The organism is Mucilaginibacter gossypii (assembly GCF_017569325.2).
GTDB classification, from domain to species: Bacteria; Bacteroidota; Bacteroidia; order Sphingobacteriales; family Sphingobacteriaceae; genus Mucilaginibacter; species Mucilaginibacter gossypii.
Map to the genome: position 1 here is coordinate 4758380 of NZ_CP071878.2, position 22355 is coordinate 4780734.

General features: G+C 43.7%; 14 protein-coding genes. 1 reads left to right on the forward strand and 13 read right to left on the reverse strand.

Annotated elements, in window-relative coordinates; translation table 11 throughout:
• From J3L18_RS19885 to J3L18_RS19900, 4 genes are all read right to left on the reverse strand, one after another.
• Nucleotides 1-1257, reverse strand: a complete 1257-nt coding sequence (locus tag J3L18_RS19885) for a sigma-54 interaction domain-containing protein (RefSeq protein WP_129568651.1) — start codon at nt 1255-1257, stop codon at nt 1-3.
• 115 nt (nt 1258-1372) lie between these two features.
• Nucleotides 1373-1744, reverse strand: a complete 372-nt coding sequence (locus J3L18_RS19890; protein WP_129568652.1) for a four helix bundle protein — start codon at nt 1742-1744, stop codon at nt 1373-1375.
• A gap of 54 nt (nt 1745-1798) precedes the next feature.
• Complete coding sequence (locus tag J3L18_RS19895; RefSeq protein ID WP_129568653.1) at nt 1799-3292, reverse strand: MiaB/RimO family radical SAM methylthiotransferase; 1494 nt, start codon at nt 3290-3292, stop codon at nt 1799-1801.
• 146 nt (nt 3293-3438) lie between these two features.
• On the reverse strand, nt 3439-4284 hold the full coding sequence (locus J3L18_RS19900) for a hypothetical protein (protein WP_129568654.1): 846 nt from the start codon (nt 4282-4284) through the stop codon (nt 3439-3441).
• A gap of 251 nt (nt 4285-4535) precedes the next feature.
• On the opposite strand from J3L18_RS19900, the gene J3L18_RS19905 reads away from it, so the two are divergent.
• Nucleotides 4536-6338: a hypothetical protein gene (locus J3L18_RS19905; protein WP_129568655.1), complete on the forward strand. Its 1803-nt coding sequence runs from the start codon at nt 4536-4538 to the stop codon at nt 6336-6338.
• A 179-nt stretch (nt 6339-6517) separates the two neighbouring features.
• Here the strand turns inward: J3L18_RS19905 and J3L18_RS19910 are convergent, their stop codons facing one another.
• The 9 genes from J3L18_RS19910 to gatA all read right to left on the reverse strand — a co-directional run bounded on the left by J3L18_RS19910 (nt 6518) and on the right by gatA (nt 22318).
• A complete protein-coding gene (locus tag J3L18_RS19910) occupies nt 6518-6808 on the reverse strand; it encodes a type II toxin-antitoxin system RelE/ParE family toxin (RefSeq protein ID WP_091174627.1) in 291 nt (96 codons plus the stop codon).
• Nucleotides 6805-7011 (reverse strand): DUF2683 family protein, encoded by a 207-nt coding sequence (locus J3L18_RS19915; protein WP_091174625.1) that lies wholly within the window; start codon nt 7009-7011, stop codon nt 6805-6807. Before J3L18_RS19915 ends, J3L18_RS19910 begins: the two co-directional genes overlap by 4 nt.
• Nucleotides 7012-7210: 199 nt before the next feature.
• Nucleotides 7211-8101 (reverse strand): IS1595 family transposase, encoded by an 891-nt coding sequence (locus tag J3L18_RS19920; protein ID WP_189549506.1) that lies wholly within the window; start codon nt 8099-8101, stop codon nt 7211-7213.
• Between the two features lie 154 nt (nt 8102-8255).
• Nucleotides 8256-15269, reverse strand: coding sequence for a T9SS outer membrane translocon Sov/SprA (gene sov, locus J3L18_RS19925; RefSeq protein ID WP_223266308.1), 7014 nt, complete (start codon nt 15267-15269; stop codon nt 8256-8258).
• A gap of 24 nt (nt 15270-15293) precedes the next feature.
• On the reverse strand, nt 15294-15878 hold the full coding sequence (ruvA, locus tag J3L18_RS19930; protein ID WP_091174622.1) for a Holliday junction branch migration protein RuvA: 585 nt from the start codon (nt 15876-15878) through the stop codon (nt 15294-15296).
• Between the two features lie 239 nt (nt 15879-16117).
• Nucleotides 16118-18397, reverse strand: coding sequence for an NADP-dependent malic enzyme (locus tag J3L18_RS19935; protein WP_129571807.1), 2280 nt, complete (start codon nt 18395-18397; stop codon nt 16118-16120).
• A gap of 146 nt (nt 18398-18543) precedes the next feature.
• Nucleotides 18544-18912, reverse strand: coding sequence for an iron chaperone (locus tag J3L18_RS19940; protein ID WP_129571808.1), 369 nt, complete (start codon nt 18910-18912; stop codon nt 18544-18546).
• A 636-nt stretch (nt 18913-19548) separates the two neighbouring features.
• A complete protein-coding gene (locus tag J3L18_RS19945) occupies nt 19549-20826 on the reverse strand; it encodes a lytic transglycosylase domain-containing protein (RefSeq protein ID WP_129571809.1) in 1278 nt (425 codons plus the stop codon).
• A 67-nt stretch (nt 20827-20893) separates the two neighbouring features.
• Nucleotides 20894-22318, reverse strand: coding sequence for an Asp-tRNA(Asn)/Glu-tRNA(Gln) amidotransferase subunit GatA (gatA, locus tag J3L18_RS19950; RefSeq protein ID WP_129571810.1), 1425 nt, complete (start codon nt 22316-22318; stop codon nt 20894-20896).
• Nucleotides 22319-22355: the final 37 nt, after the last annotated feature.

Sequence of the window (22355 nt, forward strand, 5' to 3'; positions counted from 1 at the left end):
TTATAAGTTTAGTTCTTTTATTTTCCTGTATAACGTACGCTCAGAAATCCCCAGTTCATTAGCGGCAAGTTTGCGTTTACCCTTATGTTTTTTCAAAGCCTTACGGATCAGGTCTGATTCTTTTTCAATCAGCGATAATGATTCCTCTACTTCTTCAGCATCATGTGTTATATTAAAACCGTCGATAGTGTTGCTGTTACTGCTGGTGTTTGTAACGGTATTAACGGGTTGTTGTAAAGTAAATTGTGGTTCGTTATTACCATGCAGCTCAATATCGCGGTAAAGCTGATTTAAGGTTTGCGGATTATTGGCATAATGCGGCGAAACACCGCCATGCTCAATAATATCGGCCACCAGTTTTTTCAACTCTACCATATCCCGCTTCATATCAAACAATACTTTATAGAGGATGTCGCGTTCAGAAAAATCCTCTTTAGGCTGATTGTCCAAACGCATCGGCAGGTTACGCGCGCCGGCCTCATGCGGGATATAGGTAAGCAGGGTTTGGGCAGTAATGATCCTGTCGCGCTCAAGTACAGCCAATTGTTCGGCCATGTTTTTTAACTGCCTTACATTACCCGGCCACGAATAGTTGGTTAATACCTGCTGCGCTTCTTCATCAAGCTGGATGGGCGGCGTACGGTATTTGTCGGTAAAATCAGCTGTGAACTTGCGGAACAGCAGAAACACGTCTTCTTTCCTGTCGCGCAATGGCGGAATCTTCAGCGGTACCGTGTTTAAACGATAGTAAAGGTCCTCACGGAATTTGCCGTTCTTCACCGCGTCATACACATCAACATTGGTTGCAGCGATAACGCGTACGTTGGTTTTTTCCACTTTCGACGAACCTACTTTGATATATTGCCCCGATTCGAGCACCCGCAGCAAACGGGCCTGGGTACCCAGCGGCATTTCAGCAATCTCATCTAAAAATATGGTACCACCGTTTACGGTTTCAAAATAACCTTTACGTTCACCAACCGCGCCCGTGTAAGCTCCTTTTTCGTGACCAAAAAGTTCCGAATCGATAGTACCTTCAGGTATGGCGCCGCAGTTAACGGCAATAAAAGGCCCATGCTTGCGCGGGCTCATCTGGTGTATGATGTGCGAAAAAACCTCTTTACCACTACCACTCTCGCCGGTAATCAATACCGAGATATCAGTAGGTGCAACCTGGTTTGCTATAGTTATAGCCCGGTTAAGCAATGGCGAATTGCCAATGATCCCGAAGCGTTGTTTTATTTCCTGTACTTCCATTTTAAAAAAGATTCAAGAAGTCAAGAGTCAGGAAGCAAGATTTAAGAAAAGAAAAACCTTCTCTCAAATATAGCTTCTTAATATCTTGTCTTTTACTTTTACGTAAGGATGTGCTTTATTCATCATCTGAGTTTAAAATGTATTCTCTAAAAGAGAATATCATTTTTTGAACTTCAACAACAAGGTCTAAACACTCCTTTAATTTATCTTTAGAGCCGTAGCCCCGTCGTTCACATATTAATAATTGGGTCTCCACTTCAAACGATGAAGTAAGAGACGTTGTTAAGAACTCGGCAAAATGCGCCTTAGTTCTCTTACCTGAACCTTCCGCTATGTTAGACGGAACTGAACAGGAACATCTGTTTAATTGGTCAATCAGGTTATATCTTTCCTCGATAGGTAATGCTTTACAATAATCATAAGTTAAATCAGTAAGATCCATCGACTTTTGCCAAATCTTCAAGCTCTTAAAATTATGCCTCATCATTATCTGATTCCTTATACTTTTCTTTCTTGATTCCTGACTCTTGACTTCCTGCCTCTATACAACCTTACCTATCAACGTAGCAGTTGTGCTGCGCTCAATCAACACGTTTACGTATTGTCCCGGCTTGTAATTTTCACCAACCGGGAAAATCACCATCGCGTTTTGATCGCTGCGGCCACAATAGTCTTTGTCTGATTTTTTGGAGAAACCTTCTATCAGTACACGTTCTACTCGGCCAATGCGGGCCTGCATTCTGTAAAAAGAATATTCCTGTTGCTTGGCTACAATTTCGGTTAGGCGTTTTTGTTTTACCTCTTCCGGTATGTCATCGGCATAGCGTTTTGCCGCTAAGGTACCCGGCCTTTCGCTGTATTTAAACATGTAGGCAAAATCATACTTTACGTAATCCATCATGCTTACAGTATCCTTGTGCTCCTCATCTGTTTCGCTGCAAAAACCGGTGATCACATCGGTTGAAATTGCACAATCCGGAATGATACGACGAATAGCGTCGATCCTGTTGATGTACCATTCACGGTCATAAGTGCGGTTCATCAGGTCAAGAATACGGCTGTTGCCCGATTGCACCGGCAGGTGGATATAATTACAGATGTTATCGTATTTATTGATGGCGTGCAGCACCTCATCGGTGATATCCTTTGGATGCGAGGTTGAAAACCTAACCCGCAGATCAGGATCGATCAGTGCCACCATTTCTAACAGGTTAGCGAAGTTTACCCCTCCAACCTCCCCCAAGGGGAGGCTTTTATCATTTTCAACGCCTGCTTCAATTTGCCCTTCTAAAGCCCTCTCCTTTGGAGAGGGTTGGGGAGAGGTCCATTTATATGAATCTACATTCTGCCCTAATAAAGTAACCTCACGATAACCTCTGTCAAACAGGTCGCGGCATTCGGCAACTATCGATAAGGGGTCGCGGCTGCGCTCGCGGCCACGGGTAAAGGGTACCACGCAAAATGAGCACATGTTGTCGCACCCGCGCATAATGGATACAAATGCATTGATGCCATTGCTGTTTAAACGCACCGGGCTGATATCGGCATAAGTTTCCTCACGGGAGAGCAGCACGTTAACTGCCTTTTGACCATCATCTACCTGGTTAATGAGGTTCGGCAGATCGCGGTACGCATCCGGACCAACCACAACATCAACTAATTTTTCTTCTTCCAGGAATTTTGATTTGAGGCGTTCGGCCATACAGCCCAATACACCTACTACCAGGCCCGGATTTTTTACCTTGGCAACCGTAAACTCTTTTAAACGGTTGCGTACGCGTTGTTCGGCATTTTCGCGGATAGAACAGGTATTGATGAAAATAACATCGGCTACGCTATAGTCGGCAGTGGTTTCAAAACCGCTTTCGGCCAATATCGATGCAACTATCTCACTGTCAGAAAAATTCATGGCGCAGCCGTAGCTTTCAATATAAAGCTTGCGGCCATTATTTTTAGCTGTTTCGGCTTTTAACATTAACGCCTCACCCTGCCTGCTCTCATCATGTGTTTTATCCGGAATAAGCAAATCCATCATTTATATAAAAAATTAGTTTGCAAAAATAAACAAAATTTAAATACCTAAATGACATATTGTCAGTATTAAATAAAATCTCATTTATTTCAAAAAAAACGGGTAACACTTTCGCGTTACCCGGTTATCTTATTCAAATAAACCGTTACTTATTGCGTTAAAGCTACAGTGGTGGTATTATTGATTTGCCAGATAGCTGCACCGATCGTAGGGAAGCTTACTCCCTTGGTACTACCTTTAACACCGTTGTCCTGGCCAAAATAGTAAAGTGGATGCCCTTTGTACACCAGTTGTGTTTGTCCGAATACGGTTATCACATCAAAGTCGGCTTTATTTAAAATAGAAGGAACATTCTGAACCGCCGTTACCGCATCGATTGGCCAGTTAGCATCATGTGCCGCCACACCTGTACTGAATTTATTTGTCTTAAACGTATCCTTAGTAAACAGGTACAAAGTACGGCCATTGGCATCTGTGATATATTGTGAATTTTCAGTTCCGGCGATACCTTTGCTTGTGTATTGGTTACCATCATGCCCTATCAGTTGCGCGTAGGAAACCATAACGGTGTAATCCGGCTTGGCTATAAACCATGATTTGCCAACGCCATCACCGTTAACATCGGTAACTGCCACGTCTTTTACATAATAATATAAAGGCCAGCCTTTATAGGTAGTTTGCTTGTTGCCGTCGGCATTAGTGATAACGCCGAAGTCGGCAGCTGCCAGGCCGGTACCTATAGGTGGGTTTTCTTTATAAAAGGCAGGCCAGGCTACAGCGCATCCACCGGTACAAGTTGAAACGTTTGCGGCATCATCAGAGAACAGGTACAACGCACGGCCGTTATTATCCGTTATGATACTACCAAAAGTTGCGTTTGAGGTAAGCTGTACGCCGGTAACAGCTTTAGGTGTCGTTGGATTGTTGTCGTGATTTTTTTTGCACGATGCCGCTAATAAAGTTAGGGCGATTGAGCCTGTCAGGGCTAAGTACATTTGTTTTCATCGGGGGTCTTATGATGTTAGTTATGGATATTTATAAACATAACGCCCTGAAATTCCCGAGGATTGCTTTGCAGTTAAACAAAACCTTTATTTGAGTTAAACGCCGGCATATAATCCCGCATTAACAATGATGAATTAAGTATGAGTTTTAACAAAAAATAACTTATCCATCCGCTACGCTATAACAAAAGTTGCTACCTTGCTGTTAAGCATTAAAACACAAGTAAAAGTAACACCGGTAAATGGCACTCAATTTTTTAAAGCACCAGTGGCAAAAAAAAACGTTCAAATTTGTGCTGATACCGGTTATAGTGATATTGCTGCTGGCCGTAGTAGTAAACAGGTATTGGTCGCCCATTTTGGCCGGCAAAGTAAAGGATGTGGTATTAAGCAGTAGCGACAGCCTTTACAAAGCCGATTTTTCGGACGCCGAGCTGCATATCCTGCAGGGTAAAATCATTATTTACAATATAACCCTTAAGCCGGATACAACAGTTTATAATCAAAAAAAGCGTTTACGCCTGGCCCCCAATACCCTGGTTGAGCTTAAGGTAAAACGGCTGGTGCTTAATCATGTGCATCCATTTAGCCTCTATTTTCAAAAAAAGCTTAATATTGGCCAAATCATCCTGAATGAGCCACGCCTGAATGTAAGCTACCAGCTAAACCATACCAGGGATACTGTTGTTAAAGATCGCCGTACAGCCTGGCAACGCATCTCCAAAAGCCTTAGGTCGATCCATATCGGCAGCATCCTGCTCAATGATGTTAACCTGAACTATGAGGATTACTCGGGTAACAAGGTGGCCATTTCCAAACTTAAAGAGCTAAACTTAAGTGCAAACGACCTGCTCATTGATTCGGCTACACAATATGATAAATCGCGCCTGCTTTATTGCAAAGATATCGTCACCGAATTAAACAATTACACCGGAGAAACACCAAGCGGCTTGTACACTTATAAGATCAGGCATCTTAAACTCTCCACCCTCACATCACGCCTAAATATCGAAGGACTTGCTATGCAACCTACTAAATCGGACGTTTTTTTTGATAAAAGCAAGAAAGACCGGCTGGGCTTACTGGCCGATTCTGTGCAGCTAAACAATTTTGACTACCTAAATTATCACAAATACCGCACAGTTTCTGCTTCAAGCCTAACCATGACAAATAGCAAGATAACTGCTTTCACCAATCCGGGTAAGAAACCAGATCCTATAACCGATAAGGTTAAAACGTTCCCCAATATGATGATCAGGAAATTAAACCTTGATTTAAGGATCGACACCATGAAAATCCGGCACGTTGATGTGGTTTATAACGAGTTCAATAAAAAATCTCAAAAAACAGGCACCGTTACCTTTAATAATACCAGCGGGGCTATTTATAATATTACTAACAATCCATCGGCCATAGCCAAAAACAACATTACCCTTGTTGATCTGACAACCTATTTTATGAACCGCGGCCGGCTCGATGTGCAATTGAAATTTAATTTAAGTGATGAAGATGCCGCCTTCAGTTATAAGGGCACATTAGGACCAATGGAATTTGCAAGGCTAAATCCAGCTACTATGCCTTTGGCTATGGTAAAAATGACATCGGGCAGTGTAAAAAAATTCAGCTTTGATATCCAGGCCAACAGCAAGGTATTTAAAGGCAAGGTTGATTTTTTATATAACGATTTAAAGGTGGTATTATTAAAACCAGATACTGCTAACGACCGCTTTAAAAGGAAATCGATCATGTCGATATTTGCTAACCTGTTTGTGATCAGGCGTAGTAATCCTGATGATAAGGGAAAGCTCACTTCGTCATTAGTAATATATAAGCGACCTAAAGATTCGCCTTTTTTTAAAACGGTTTGGAAAACCTTACTCACCGGAATCAAACCATGCATCGGCCTTGATGAAGAAAGCCAAAAAGCCACTAAAGACCGCATCGACGAGCACCTCAAAAACAAGGAAGAACGGTTAAAGAATAAGGCACAACGCCAAAAAAGAAAAGCAGAGCGAAAAAAGCTGATGGACCAGGGGAAGTTTTGATTTGAAAATTATTCAATTTGAAGATTTGAAAATGGAGCCCCTCGAGTTTTCTTCCGCCGCTGTTGGTGTTCGGAAGATAAAATTTGGGCGAAAATGTTCATTTAAAAAAGAGATGACTTTATCTTCGAACACCTATGATGAGAACACCCACAACGGCGGGGTATTGATTGGGGAACTTGTTATAAAAACAACTGATCCCGACGATTGTCCCAAAAGTATAAGAGATGAACAGATGTTTCTGTAACCCGGTAAAATAGAGAAGTGTGTTTACTGATAATTGCAATTCTTACATTGACATCTATAGATGTAGCTTTATACATAAGTGGATATTCTGCTATTAGAGCTACGATGTTTTCAGTCTTTTCTAAAAATTTATCAGCAACTTTTTTTCCGAAACGGATTTCAATAAAGTCGTAAACTGCTATAAATGTTTCGTCCGCATTTTGCGTAGATAGGATTTCTAAACTCATCTTCTGTTTAGAACATTCCTAAATCCGGTGTATGGAGTTAATTTTCCCTCATCAGCTTGTTTTAGTGATTCTTTAACTCCCTTAACCACGTAATCCGGGTAAACTTCGCTTTTTTGTTCAAAAGATATTTTCATGGCTTTCATCACTGCTTTTAAAGCTGCCATCTGCTCCTTATTCTCAGGGTAAACAATTAATGCATCCATATAACAAATATACTAATTCCTTAAAGCTATTTAAAATCCCGGGCGCCGTTCGTGTCCCCTCAGGATCTCTTTTTGAGGATCATGAATTATCCGCAAATTTTTCCTGGATAGAGTAAAGCTTCGTTCATATAGTATTCGACTAAGGCTAACCGTAAGATAATTATCAGCCTTAGGGTCCTCTCCCGAGAGTAATAGCCCATCAAGAGGCAGTAGCCATTTTGTTAATTAAAAAGTTAAACACCTGGTTATTGCCTCTATTGTTATATTTAAATGTGAACTCATTCAGGTATGATTGCAAATGTCTGAGCGATACTTTATGGTATTGACCATATATCCCCCGTTTTAACAATGTCCAAAAGCCCTCAATCGTATTGGTGTGATACTCTCCCCGGGCATACTCTTCTTTTTCCTTGTTTAATACCTGATGTTCACGGAATATTTTATTTAAACCGGCATATCCACCAAAGCCGTCCGTTACAATAGTAGCATCTGTGCTCACTGATTGTTCAACAATGGGTTTGAGCGTTTTCCCATGTGCCTTATCTATGACCTGAAGCTTTAGACGGCCATCCCGCTCCAATAACCCAATCACGGGCTGTTTATCCTGCATGCCGGTGACCTGCAAATTATTATCGCGCCTTTCCTGCCGCTTTTTCTTTGAGTGATTGGCTTTTTTACCACCTAAATAAGTCTCATCTACCTCAACAATACCCTTAAACAAACCGCCATCCCCGCCGTCCCGCATGGCTTCCCGTATCCGCATCTGCAAATACCAGCCTGTCTTACGATTGCATCCCAGATCCCTGCTTAACTGACGTGCAGATAACCCCTTTTTCGCATTCAGCATTAATGAAATAGCCAAAAACCATTGCGGCAAAGGAAGTTTGGTGCCCTCGAAAACAGTGCCGACCAAAACGCTATAGCTGCGGTTACAGCTATTGCAAATATGCCGTTGGCTTTCCTGGCGCTTGCTGCTCCGTTTGCTGTTGCAATACGGGCATTCTGGCAATCCTTGCCATCTTAATCCCTCAAGATAGTCTATGCAACTGGACTGATCTGGAAAACGCTTAATCGTCTCTATGATATTCATTATCATAAATATACAAATTATTCCTGCCTTTTCATGGGCTATTACTCTCCCGAGAGCCCCTGAGGGGACGGAAGTTAATTTAAATTGTGAGCGACCCGAGGGAACGGGGTCTTTCACTTTCAAATCTTCAAATTAACCCATCTTCAAATAAGCCTTATTGCAGCAACAACTTCAAATTAATCCCAAAATTGGTAAATGATGTATTAAACGTTTGCGAAGTATAGGGCTTGGTAAGGTTTGAATCATAAAACAAATTCAGGTTAAAGCGCTGGTTGATCACATAATCAACAGATGGCCTTACGGTAATATTTTGTGCACCCGATGAGATCTCAGCCGATTCAACATCGGCACGGTAAATGAGCGTTTTATTATCGCGTAATGAAAAATCAAGCTTAAAGTTCACGTCCTTATGCTGGATGCCTTCAAACCAGCCAAACGGAAAATGGAAATCTTTGGTGTGGTAACCAAAACCAAAAACAATGATCTTTTCATTTTGCTGCGCCAACTGGCTGTTAAGCATACTTAAGCTGAGCGAGCGGCTCTGGCGATATTCGGCATTGGCGGTCATGCTGTTTTTGAAGCGTACGCTTGCACCCAGCAAAGGCACAAACTGCTCAAAAATGGTAACCTGCGAAAACTGGTACAACGGCAGGAAATCATTATTTAAATCGCGCGAAGTGGCAGCGCCGTTGGCCTCGCGATATTGCAGCAACGAGGTAAAGCCGCTTACATTATATGATGAACGGTAACCATGGCTCAGATCAAACGAGTCAAAAATATCCTGGAACCAGGAGATCTTACCTAAGCCATTGTACGTTACCTGCCAGTTAGGAATAGGAATTTTTGGGAATTGCGACAGGTTACTGCCCGAAGCATTTTTACCTGCATATGCTGCCAGAAACGCCGGCACCAGCACATTTTGCGAATTTGGCCCGTAACCATCGGCATAGCCATCAGCAACCCCTGCCGAATTTGGGTTGGTACGCCCTAATCTTTGCGATATCACAGCGCGGGCATCCAAAAATTTCTGAAATGTAGATGAAACATTGTTTATCCCCTTTGCCGATTCAAAGGCGGTACCAATGGTAAGGAACGATACACTGTAGTTACCCGATGTAACCGGGCTTAATGTTTCGATACTATTGCTCGATGCCAGGTATTTGAAATTAGCCTGGTAATTATGATCCTGGGTTTTAAATGCACTAAGCTCAATCCGCAGATCTTTAAATGGTTCAATAATCCCCCTGAAGTGCATATCCTCGTTTAACGATGTGGTATACAACTGATTTTGCAGGGTATCGGTGGTGATCCAGCCGTTGGCAACTGCTTTAGCCCGGATATCTGTTTGGCTGCCCAATAAAAAGCCTAACCCGGGGGCATTACCATCTGCACCAAAAAAGCCCGACTGCGGTAAGTATCCCGGTAAAAACGTTCCCTGTGTACGGGTATAGGTTGCGCTTAGGTTTTTAACACTGGTTAGCAGGCCTATCAGGATATTGCTCTTTTTATTGTTAGGGTTATTGGCCTTACGGATAAAAGGGAACTTGTTATACAGCGACACCATATTCAGGGTTGGGTTAAGCTGGATTGCCCTTGAGTTTTGAATACTGTTACCAACATCATAAGCGGTGCTATTGATAGCAAACAGCGGCTGTGTTTGCCAGTTAAAGTGTGTACTGTAACGAGCTACTGCCGATATCCAATCCAATCCCGGGATTTTGTTAATAGGTACCGTATAATTAAAGTTGATGGTGTGGTTATAATTGGTTGTACGGCCCAGCTTTTTTAGGTTATCCCAAAGGGTATCGCGCTTTAAACCATTGATACGGCCGGCGGGTTCATCCACAACCGAAAGATTGGTAGCATCAATATCCATCTGCAATGATTTCGACAGGTTCCAGCCTATACCATATACACGGGTAATGTTGAAATATTTATTAAATGTTGTTGTCGGGATAGGGATATAGTTATTGGGATCATTATCGCGCAGGGTATTCTCCGAATAAAAGCGGTTAAAATTGATGCTGAAATTTAATCGCGACGGCAGCAGGCTAAAGTTCAAATCGCGGAACAGGGCCAGCATATTGCTTTTGATGATCTTGGCAAATGGGCTGTAGTATTTGGGCTGATTGGTATAGTTATAAGCGAGTGTGAGATTATAGGTTTTCTCCACATCATTCTGCGTCACAAAATCATGATGATTGTATTCGGTGTAGGCATAAGTGGCATTAAAGTTTTCAATATCCCAAATATGGTTGAGAGCATTTTGGTTTGTACGTGCCTTATGTACGTTGGTAAAGTTGATGCTTTTACGGGTGGTAATATCAATAGCCGCATTCCGGATAGAGTCGCGCTCTTTGGTGCTGGTTGCCGCCGCCAGCGACGCCTTCAGCTCAACATCCGGCGCTCCGGGATCATATTGCGGCATGCTCCTTTGTGATGACAAATTGATGTATGCCGGGATATGGATGCCGCTTTTATCCGGAAAAAACTTACCAAGCTCAACATTGGCCGATACGTCATAGGTTTGATCATCACTCTGGCTCCGGTCATTCAGCCTTGAATCAAGGGTACCGAAACCAATAGTTGTTTTACTGCCCGATACGGTAATATCGGCAAAGTCGGCAAGCTTGGCATCAATCCTCGCGGTAGCGGCCCATCCCCCGCGCTGATCAAAATCGGTAAGGCGCAGCTCATCATACCAAACAGTTCCTGATTTATCCAACCCATCATCGGGCAAAACATTTGTGCCTTTATATGGATTGCGCACGCCAAGCATAATGGTACGCAGCTTGCTTAAATCGGGCTGGCCCTTGATATAAACTACCTTATCACCCTCGGTGTATTTAAAAAGCTGGTTGTAGGCCACGTTGGAGTGATTACGTGCAAGCTTTGCCCGGATCAGCAAATCAAGCTCCAGGTCCATTTCATTAACATCCGGCCATATTGCTCCTGCATCGCTGGTACCCGGCTGGGTTATTTTTAAAGGCAATTCGTACTCATAATAGTTATCCTGGTAATCAACCCCGAGGCGGATAAACGCGTTCAGGTCATTATCCTTCAAATAATCACCCTCGGCATGGATAAACATTTGCATGCGTTTGTATTTGCGCAGGTCATTATAAAAAGTACGGAAGGCGGCCCTTGAATATCCATCGCGCAGGCTTTTTATATTAAGGGACAGTGATTGCTCGTTGAGCTTGGTATTGGTTTGCAGGTTATTGTAATTACGCTGGCGGTTAATACCGGGCGGCACCACATAAGGTATAGGCGTGCGGTTACCGTTCTCTTCAATATTTACGGCCTGCACGTCGATAGTCGAATTATCCATCGGCGGGTTTTGGATAGCCGGATCGGCAATAACATTCAACGGATTTTTTTCGGTATTGAAAGCACGCCACTCGCCGCGCACCAGTTCCAGGGTCGCAAAACGCAGTACTGCAGTATCGGCAAAGTTGGTCATGAACATCCGCATAAAACGGATTGCCTTAAAATCCTGGATATTGCCCACTTTTGATTGATAATCTGAGATTGGGATGCGGAACTGGTACCAGTTAACTGCCTGTGTTGTGCCGTTGGGCAGTTTTACCTGTGCGGTAACTTTATCGCTGATGTAATTTTGCCCTACAACCATATCTGCCGGGCGCATGGATACTTTATATTGAAAATATGAATCTTCCTGGCTCATGTTGTTGTCCCGGTTAATATCCTCGCCATCGGGCAGGGATGTTGAAGCCGAGTTTTGCAAGCCAAGCTCGGCCTGCGATTGCTGCGCCGTTTTCGAGTTACCGTCGGTGCCGTTGTATTTGCTATAACGGTCGAGGATGCCGGCACGGGCCTGGTCGAGCGCCGCGCCCTGGTAATACTGATAATCATCTGACGAAGGGTCGGCAGCGATGGTAGTAGCGGCCTGCGCGTTCAGTTGTCCTTTTATCTGCTGAACAACCGGGGCAAATTTGGTTTGTTCATCCTGGTCATTCATGCCGTCCAAACCAACATCCTGCAGTTTACGGGCATCGGGGTTGTTATCAAAAGCATTAATAACCGGCTGTAGTTTAGACACCCGCCCCCAGCTGGTTTCATCCACCTTGGTCAGGTCGCCGTCAACAGGCAAACCATTTTCCAGGCTTTTACGTCCATCTTTTAAAATATCTTCTGATATCGAACCTAAGTTAAAGTACAAGTCGCCACCAGCCGAGTTTGGTTTGTATATGAACGGATCGAGCATCCAAAACTCGATGTAGGATACGTTCAACGATTCAAAATCATTTGTTTCCAGCTTCCTGAACATACCACCCCAGCGTGTTTTAGGGTTTTGCAAGGTACCATCGGGATTAATGCCGGTGGTAGCATAGTTGTACGGCCCACGGATACTTGGATAAAAAGCCATGTTGAGCGTAGCCAGGCTAATCGGTTGCCCGGTAGCCGACTGCTTGTAAGGGAAAACTTCCTGCTCAATTACCTGCCTTACATAATGGTTGGAAAGCTCGCTTCTTGATATGGGGATGGAACCTGTATTGGTATAAAATATCGGGTCGATATTATAAAATGCCAGGCGGGCACGGTTATAACCATAGCTCAGGTTATCAAACAAAGCCGATTCGCCGAATAGCTGCGGCGTTCCTGAAATTTGCCAGCTGTTAGCTCCTTTAATATCTATTACCGATTGACTGTTCTCAAAATCGTCAAGATAAGATGTGCCGTGTTTGGAGCCGGCAAAATTCAATGCACCGGGACTTCCAGGCATCAGTTTGGCAAACTCGCCATAAAAATTAATGGACGATGGCACTTTGGTATGGATGCCGGGGATCTTATCAACCAACCTGGTTAAAAACCTGGAGTTTGAACTGTAATTGGCATCAAAGCCCCAAATGGTATTGGAGATAGATTCTTCGCCGGCAATTTCATTTTGGGTGATAGGCTGCTCGGTAAGGTGCATCAAAGTAGCACCTAACTGAAGCTTATCGCTGGCATGATAATCAAGCCGGGTGCCGTACAATGACTTTTGCTGTACGCCGAACAATTCATTATTCTCTAACTTTACGGTAATAGGCTGGCCGGAAGATAACAGTGCCTGGTTCAGGATCCTGATCCGCCCGGAATTGTAATCAACCGTGTAATCGTTCCCCTCCTGCAATTTTACCGTACCAGCGGTTACGTTTACTGATCCCTGCGGAATGTTAACTGCATTTAGTTGGTACTCTGAACCACCCGTTGAGGTATAAGTTCCCTTAATTACATACCTGTTTAATGCCGGGAAATATTGCTGCGCGATGGTTTTGGTTGAGTCATACAATGGCTGATAAACGTATCGTTTAACCAGGTCAGTCTCGCCCGGGGTAAATTTGGATGCCAGGTCCGAACCAAAAGGCTCCACCACCGGGAACGAAATCCGCCCGTTTTGCGAATCGATGGTGATTCCTTCTAAAAAGTCAAAGTAGCCATCCGGTTTTTTATCGCTTTGCTGGTTGAGGTTATCAAGCCCTGCTACCTGGAGCCAAAGTTTACCTTTTAGGTTTTGCCCCTCTTCCATTACCGTTTTTTCGATCCCCGTTTTATCATCAAGGCGGGTTACAGTTAGCTTAAAATTGGTAGGGGCTATTTGAAAAGCACCGAGGGAGTAAATGTTTTTCATCATCAAATCCCAGGTAGGCAGGTTGGTTTTCAATAACTCGCCTTTCAGCAATTTCACAAAAAGCACATTAGGCGTATTGGGATTAACCGCAACATCGCTGCTAAATTCACCCACCTGGTATTGTACACCGTTAACAGTATACTGGTAAGCAACCGCCAGCACCTCGTCGTTATTTAAGGGATAATTTAGTGAGATGTAACCTAACTGCGGGTGCAGGGTATATTCCTTATCAGTAAGCTTGCGGGCGTAAGTTAGTTTTGAATAGTTATCCGTATTGCCCGATCCCTGGAAAAAGCTGGCGACATCATTGGAGTTGGTGAGCCTTACATTTTGCGGCAAAACAGATAACAGGTTGTTTGATTGCTGAGCGAAACCTGGCCCTTTAAAACCCGCAGGCAGAGCGCTGCCGCCGCCTACTATCCTGGTTTTATTGTATGGGTTATTTTCACCAAGGTCCATGAAAGCCAATATATCGCGCGAATCGGTAGTTACATTGGTACGGTTGGTTGTCCAAACCTCAATTTTAGTAATGTTTACATTGGAGCTGATGATTGGGATATTGGCAAGCGCCCTGTTATAATTATTCCTGAAATATTGCGACAGGAAGAAGTGCTTGTTGGCCTCATAATCGGCAGGGGTCAACCTAAATTCACCCTGTTGCGAACCATTGGTAATAGTTATCGTTTTTGACTGTGAGCGTTGCTGCGAAAAGATACTGGTAACATCCAGCCGTCCAAATTTCAGCTTGGTTTTAACGCCAAAAAGCGCCTGACTACCGGTGATCAGCGTGGTATTAAGCGGCATACTAACCGTACCGGCTTCAATTTTCTGAATGATCTCGTCGGGCGAGCCTGTATAATCCAGCTTTATCTGGTTTTCAAACTGGAACTGCGCGTCGGTATTGTAATTGGTGGTGATCTTTAACTTATCGCCTATATTACCGGTTACGTTGAGTTGAATGCGCTGATCAAAATTAAAGTTAAACTGGCTGCGCTGGCGGGTGTTAAAAAGCGGGTTTTGGTTTTTATTTATCTGCCCGGCCATGATCATCTCTGCTGATCCTTGCGGACGGATATCAATCACCGAGCTGCCAAAGATCTGCTCAAACGTCCGGCTCCTGACCTTTATAGGCGGTATAAACCCTGGCTGCTGCGAATCATAGGCATAATTATCTGCCAGTTGCTGAAAATAGCCCCGCTGGGTCGATCGTTCTTTAAGTTTTAAATATTGCTCAAACGTAAGATACTGCGGGGGGCGGTAAAGTAAATTACCTACCCTTTCGTATAAAATATAACGGTTTGTGGCCGGATCATATTCAATGGTACGTACCAGGCCTGCCGGGTCGGTATTGAAAATACCTTCCCTCATCCGCTGGCTTCGTGGCGCGGTCAGGTTTATTGGTGCATTTGATTTGGTTGTATCATTTTTAGCCGCAGGCGAGGGCTTTTGTTGTGCATAAACATTTCCCAGCCCCCCGAACACCACAATGAACAACACACTTATAAGTGTCTTATAAGTAAATACTTTGATCAAAAGTTAGTAGATATTTATCCGTAATTATAGCGTTTTTAACGCGAACTTAATTAGTTCTTCAACCGTTAATTCGCCATTATTTTTCTTGATCTCCTGGTCTAATACCTTTTCGGCAACGTTACGCGCAAAGCCCAGCATTACTAATGCAGATAGTGCTTCATCCTTAACCGTCTGGCTCACCGGCACAACAGTTAGAGTATCGGGGCCTTCCTTACGCAGCTTATCCTGCAGCTCCAAAATAATCCGCTGAGCCGATTTTGGCCCAATTCCTTTTATCCGCTGGATCAATGAAACATTACCGCTCACAATAGCCGCCTGGATCTCGGCCGGGCTTATGGACGATAACATCATCCTTGCCGTATTTGGCCCGATACCCGAAATAGAGATCAAATGTAAGAACAACCTGCGTTCACCTTCTGTAGCAAAGCCGTAAAGTGTGTGCGCGTCCTCCTTTACATGTAACCATGCAAAGAGTTTACATTTTTCGTCGTCACTAATGCCCGAATAGGTATTTACCGAAATATTAATATGATACCCTACCCCTCCCGCATCTATAACCACATACGACGGGCTTTTGAACATTAGTTTTCCACTAATATAATCATACATATATTATTACTTTATTAATTTTTAAACAATGATGTTAATGGCAGATAGCTTTTACAGTGATTATCCAAAGATAAAATTCCGGCGTCATTATGTTCATATAATGACAAACAAAAAGCTGCGTTATACTCACCTTAAAAAACAAAGACGCTAAGTATTTAAATACCAGCGTCTTTATCAAAAATGTATTACTAACCCTACTCAAACCCTCCCTTCCGGGGGAACTTTAGAGGGAGTTCTATTTAACTGTTGGCGGCAGCTTTTGCCTGTGCATCAACCACTGCAATAGTAACCATATTTACAATTTCACGTACCGAACTGCCTAACTGCAACACATGCACGGGTTTTTTTAAGCCAACCAATATCGGCCCAACTGCTTCGGCGCCGCCTATTTCCTGCAAAAGTTTATAGGCAATATTACCCGACTCCAGGTTAGGGAAAATCAGTGTATTGGCCGGTTTACCATTGAGTGTTGAGAACGGGAAGTTATCATCAAGCAAATCAGCGTTAAGCGCAAAGTTGGCCTGCATATCGCCGTCGACAACCATGTCGGGGTATTTTTCGTGCAGTATCGCTACTGTTTCCCTGGTTTTTTCCGGTATCTCCCCTTCGTTCGAACCAAAGTTGGAGTATGATAATACAGCTATCCTCGGGCTGATATTAAATTGCTTTACCGAGCGTTCTATCAGCACGGTAATATCAACCAAATCATTCACACATGGGTTTACGTTCACCGTTGTATCGCCAAAAAACACAGGGCCTTTAGCGGTGATCATCATATACATGCCCGCAACACGGTTCACACCCTCTTCAGTACCGATAATTTGCAGGGCAGGTTTCACTGTGGTTACATAGTTTTTGGTTAAACCTGAGATCAGCGCATCAGCACGGCCAAACTGCACCATACAAGCGCCGTAGTAGTTGCGGTCTACCAATTGCTTTTTAGCCTCGTACAGGGTAATCCCCCGGCGCTGGCGTTTGTTATACAGAAACTCGGTATACTCATCCATATGCTCACATCCTTCCCGTGGATCAATAATATGAACATCGCCCAAATCAAGGTCATTATCATGGATGATCTTTTTGATCCTGTCGATATTGCCCAGTAAAATAGGAGTGGCAATACCTTCCTCTTTCACTATCTGCGCCGATCTTAAGATCTTATAATTATCAGCCTCGGCAAATACAACGCGCTTAGGGTTCTGTTTTGCTTTAGCGGTAAGGTTACGCAGCAGCTTATCATTAGTACCCAGGCGCACCCTCAGCTCCTCTGCATACGCATCCCAATCGGTGATAACCTTACGGGCTACACCTGAAGCTATGGCCGCTTTTGCCACCGCCATGGATACCTCGGTAATCAGCCTTTGGTCCATTGGTTTCGGGATGATATAATCCTTGCCAAATTTCAGGTTAGTAAGGTTATAAGCGAGGTTAACGGCTTCGGGAACCGGCTTTTTAGCCATTTCGGCAATGGCGTGTGTAGCGGCAATCTTCATTTCCTCGTTAATGGCAGTAGCTCTTACATCCAGCGCACCTCGGAAAATGTAAGGGAAACCAAGCACGTTATTTACCTGGTTAGGAAAATCGGAACGGCCGGTTGCCATAATAATATCATCGCGTGTGCCGGCTGCAAGGTCATAATCAATTTCGGGTACCGGGTTGGCCATAGCAAAAACAACGGGCTTTTTAGCCATGGTTTTCAGCATGTCGGGGGTTACCACATTACCTGCCGAAAGACCGACAAATACGTCGGCATTTTTCATAGCATCGGCCAGTGTTTTAACATCTTTGCGGTCAGTAGCAAACTCCATCCTGATCTCGTCAAGATCGGTGCGTTCCTGGTTTAGCACACCATTGATATCAAACATTACCAGGTTCTCTTTTTTAACCCCTAATGACAGGTACATTTTTGAACACGATACCGCGGCGGCACCTGCACCGTTAACTACCATTTTTATCTTATCCAGCTTTTTCCCCTGGATTTCGCAGGCGTTCATTAAAGCTGCCCCCGATATAATGGCGGTACCATGCTGATCATCATGCATTACGGGAATATTCATTTCGGCCTTCAGCCTGCGCTCAATTTCAAAGCAGGTTGGCGCCGAGATGTCTTCTAAATTTACGCCGCCAAAAGTGGGCTCAAGCGCTTTTACAATGTTTACAAAGTCATCTACACTTTTGGGGTTCAATTCAAGATCAAACACGTCAATATCAGCATAGATCTTGAACAGGAGACCCTTACCCTCCATTACAGGTTTGCTGGCCTCAGGGCCGATGTTGCCCAGGCCAAGTACGGCAGTACCGTTGCTGATCACGGCTACAAGATTACCTTTGGCGGTATATTTATAAACATCTTCGGTATTGTCAGCAATCTTTAAACATGGTTCAGCCACACCGGGCGAGTAGGCCATGGTTAAGTCGCGCTGCGAATTTGTTGGTTTGGTAGGTACAACTTGTATCTTTCCGGGACGGCCTTGCGAGTGGTAATTCAGCGCGTCCTGTTTTCGGTTAGTTTTATTCATTTTTTTCAAATTGAAGCGCCCAAAATTACAATTCTTTTTATGGAACAAACATAAAAAAGCCCCTTTTTGCGATTATGTTAAAAAGAGGATAAAATATGGTTAAAGTTTTGATAAGATATGTTTAAAAGAACGGATTTGGCAATGTTCTATTTTTTCTTCTTTGCCTTCTCCAAATTTTTCTGAACCCTGAACTTTACAATTTTGGTGATCAGCTCAAGAGGCATAGGCTCATCAAGCGGAAACTGAACCGAGCCTTTGGCTCCCTTATAACCTGACAATTCTTCTTTAAATTCTTCCAATCCCTGCGGGGCCGGATAAAAACCAATGTGATTTTTGAAGCCACCAAAGTGCACCAGATTGCCATTGAGCACAAAGGTTGGAATAGCGTATTTGATAGCCTCCTCGGCATCTGGCGCAGCGGCTTTGATCGTTTCACGCAACTGTTGCAGTTTCCGCTGTACACCCTCCGGGAAACCGGCAATATATTCGTCAATATTTTCCTTTGGCTTTTCCATGCTGATGAGTGGTTGGTTGAAATAAATCTACGAAGCTTTTTTCGCTTTTGGAATCATCTCTTGCGCTCGTTTACAAACCTACCGTGTACCCATATCTTTTAATTATTATTATGAATTAAAAGAAGATGTCATTTCGACGAGCCTGTTGGGAAATGTGCGAATGTGGTGAGGAGAAATCTTATACATCAAGCTCTAAACTATGTAAAGCGGCTCTACAGGGCGTATAAGATTTCTCTTTCGCTCCTATACTTAGGCCTGCCCAGCTCTGTCGAAATGACATTTTTTTAAAGATATGGGTACACGGTAGGTTTGTAAACGAGCGTAAGTTTAAAAACTCCGGGTATAGCGGTCTAAGCTGCTTTTGCTCCGGCGGCCGGAGGCTGCTTGATAGTTGCCACCCGTCAGGAGGCGAGCGGTGGTGAGGGGGGTTAACAGGGTTAACAGAAATCGGGGTTATTTATACTCAAAACGCTGAAAATCAACAAAATAATCAAAAAACGGTGTTAATCCCCAAAAGCCATGGTTCGGCTGGGGCCAAGCGGTGGAAAAATGACTTTTATAACTTTATAAAAATAAAAATCCGAAAGCTGGATCTCAACTTTCGGACTTGCAGACATTGGAATCTCCGAAAAAAAATTAATTCTTTGAATACTGCCCGTCATCCTGCACATTGGCAGCAACTTCGCCGGCAGATACTTTTAACATGGCCCCCACTGTTGCCCGGTTAGTTTTAAGATGGTTCCAAACTTTAAGGTCTGATACTTCACAGCCAAACATATCAGCGATAGAAGCAAGCGTTTCGCCTCTTTTTACTTTATGGTGGGTTGGCATTCGGCGTTCGGATTTTGCCGGGGTATATTGAACAGCGGCATAAGTAGCGGGCCTTGCAGGTGTTGGTTGCACAGGCGCATCAACGCCATTTAATACATTATATAATGCAGCATAATGATCTTTTGCAGTTTGAGGAATAATAAGCCTGCGCGGTGTTTTAGGACTTCCGTTAACTACCGCCATCCTGTACGATGGGTTAAGGATCGTAATCTCTCTTAAACTCACATCAAGCGCCTGGGCAACATTACTTAACGGCACTACCCTTTTTACCATCACCGTATCGGTACGGGTAGAGAAATTGCAGGCTTGTGCAACAATGTTATGTTTATTAAAATAATGCATCACATAATTCATGGCAATGAAAGCAGGCACATAGCCACGGGTTTCAACAGGCAGGTACTGGCGGATGCTCCAAAAATCGGTTACACCACCGGCCTTTTCAACAGCGCGTTCCACATTGCTTTTACCGCAATTATATGAGGCAATGGCCAGTAGCCAGTCGCCAAATTCCTGGTAGGCATCCTTCAGATAGGCAGCCGCGGCATAGCTCGATTGGATAGGGTCACGGCGTTCATCAACATAGTTATCCATGTTTAAGCCATAAGTTTTTGCCGTGGTGCCCATAAACTGCCAAAGTCCTGTGGCCCCTACCCTTGATACCGCGTTCGGATCAAGCTTTGATTCAACAATCGACAGGAATTTTATTTCTTCGGGGATCCCGGCTTCGCGGAAAGCCTTTTCATATATGGGGAAGTAATATTTGGTTAAGCCTGCAACCTGGCCCATTTCATCGCGGTTGTGCATATACAGATCGATATAACCCTGTACATATTCATTATAATCAAGCTGGATATCTTTACGAATGGAATCTAACCGGCGCTTGTACAAACCTCCGTATGTACTTACCGGCAACGACTGGTTAAGCACCGGTAAAATAGTAGTGTCGGCGTTTACAATATCGGGGTTAAATTTGGTTGCCCGGCTTATTTGCTTAATTGACTTTGCCGAATTGGTTGTGTTTGTTTCGGCTTGTAAAACTTGGAGTGATAAGAGGCAAATGGTCAGCGTAAATAATCTCTTCATTTATTCAGGGATTTGATTAATTTATAATGCCCAAAGCATCAGCATTTTACTAAAATATCATTTTTTATTATAGATCGAGAAAATATTTGGCAAAATCTAACAGTTGCTGTTCGCCAAAGTGCTTTGTTAATAACTGTAAACCTAACGGCAAACCGTTGCTGTTATTGCCCGTAGGTATTGATATGGCCGGTACACCGGTTAATGAGGCTTGTACGGTAAATATGTCAGAAAGATACATTACCACTGGATCTTTCTCTTCCTTACCTATTTCAAAAGCCGGTTCGGGCGCCGACGGTACCAATATAAAATCATACTCTTCCAGTATTTCATTAGTTTTTTCCTGGATCAGCCTGCGTACCTTTTGTGCTTTAGCGTAGTAAGCATCGTAATACCCCGCGCTCAAAACAAAAGTACCCAGCATAATACGGCGCTTTACTTCGTTACCAAAACCCTCAGAACGGGAACGTTTATAAGTAGACTGTAAATCTGTAGCCAGCGGACTGCGATAACCGTAATGCACACCATCGTACCTTGCCAGGTTTGATGATGCTTCGGCCATGGCCAGGATATAATAAGTTGGCACCAGATAATCCAACAATTCAAAAGCTATCGGGGTAACTGTATGCCCATCGGCACGCAGCTTATCGATGTATTGTACAAGGTTGTCTTTTACTTCGGTGTCAACACCAGGGCTTGATATGGCTTCCTGCAGGTAAGCTATCTTCTTTTTTCCCGGCTTTTGAAGATTAGTATATGATGCAGGCGGCGGAGTTTGTGATAACGTACTGTCATATTCATCCGGACCTGCGAGTACTTCCAGCAATAATGCAGCGTCTTCTACCGATTTAGTGATAGGACCAACCTGGTCAAACGATGAAGCATAGGCGATAATACCATGCCTTGAAATTGTGCCGTATGTTGGTTTTAAACCAACAACGCCGCAAAATGAAGCTGGTTGCCTTACCGAACCACCCGTATCCGTACCTAAAGCGGCATGGCACATCCCTGCTTGTACGGCTACAGCCGAACCACCTGACGAACCGCCTGCAACTTTAGTTTCATCGGCATGGTTTTTTACCGGGCCAAAGTATGATGATTCGTTGGTGGCACCCATAGCAAATTCATCGCAGTTGCAGCGCCCAATGATCACCGCATCTTCGGCCAGCAGGCGTTCAACCACAGTTGATGAAAAGATGGAAGTGAAACCGGTTAAGATTTTTGAGGAGGCACTAACCTGGTGCCCTTTATAGCAGATATTATCTTTAATGCCGATAACCATACCGGCTAATTTGCCGGCGGTGCCATTCTTTATTTTGTTGTCAACGTTTTTTGCAGCAATCAGCGCTTCATCAGCAAACACTTCATTAAAAGCATTTAAATGAGCATTTTTTTCAATTTCAAGCAAATAGCCTTTTACAAGACCTTCAACAGTAATTTCTGCACGTTGCAACCCGCTCTTTATTTCGGTTAAAGAGGAATAAATATTAGCCATGGGGCTAAAATAAAAAACTTATCCGTTGAAATAAGAA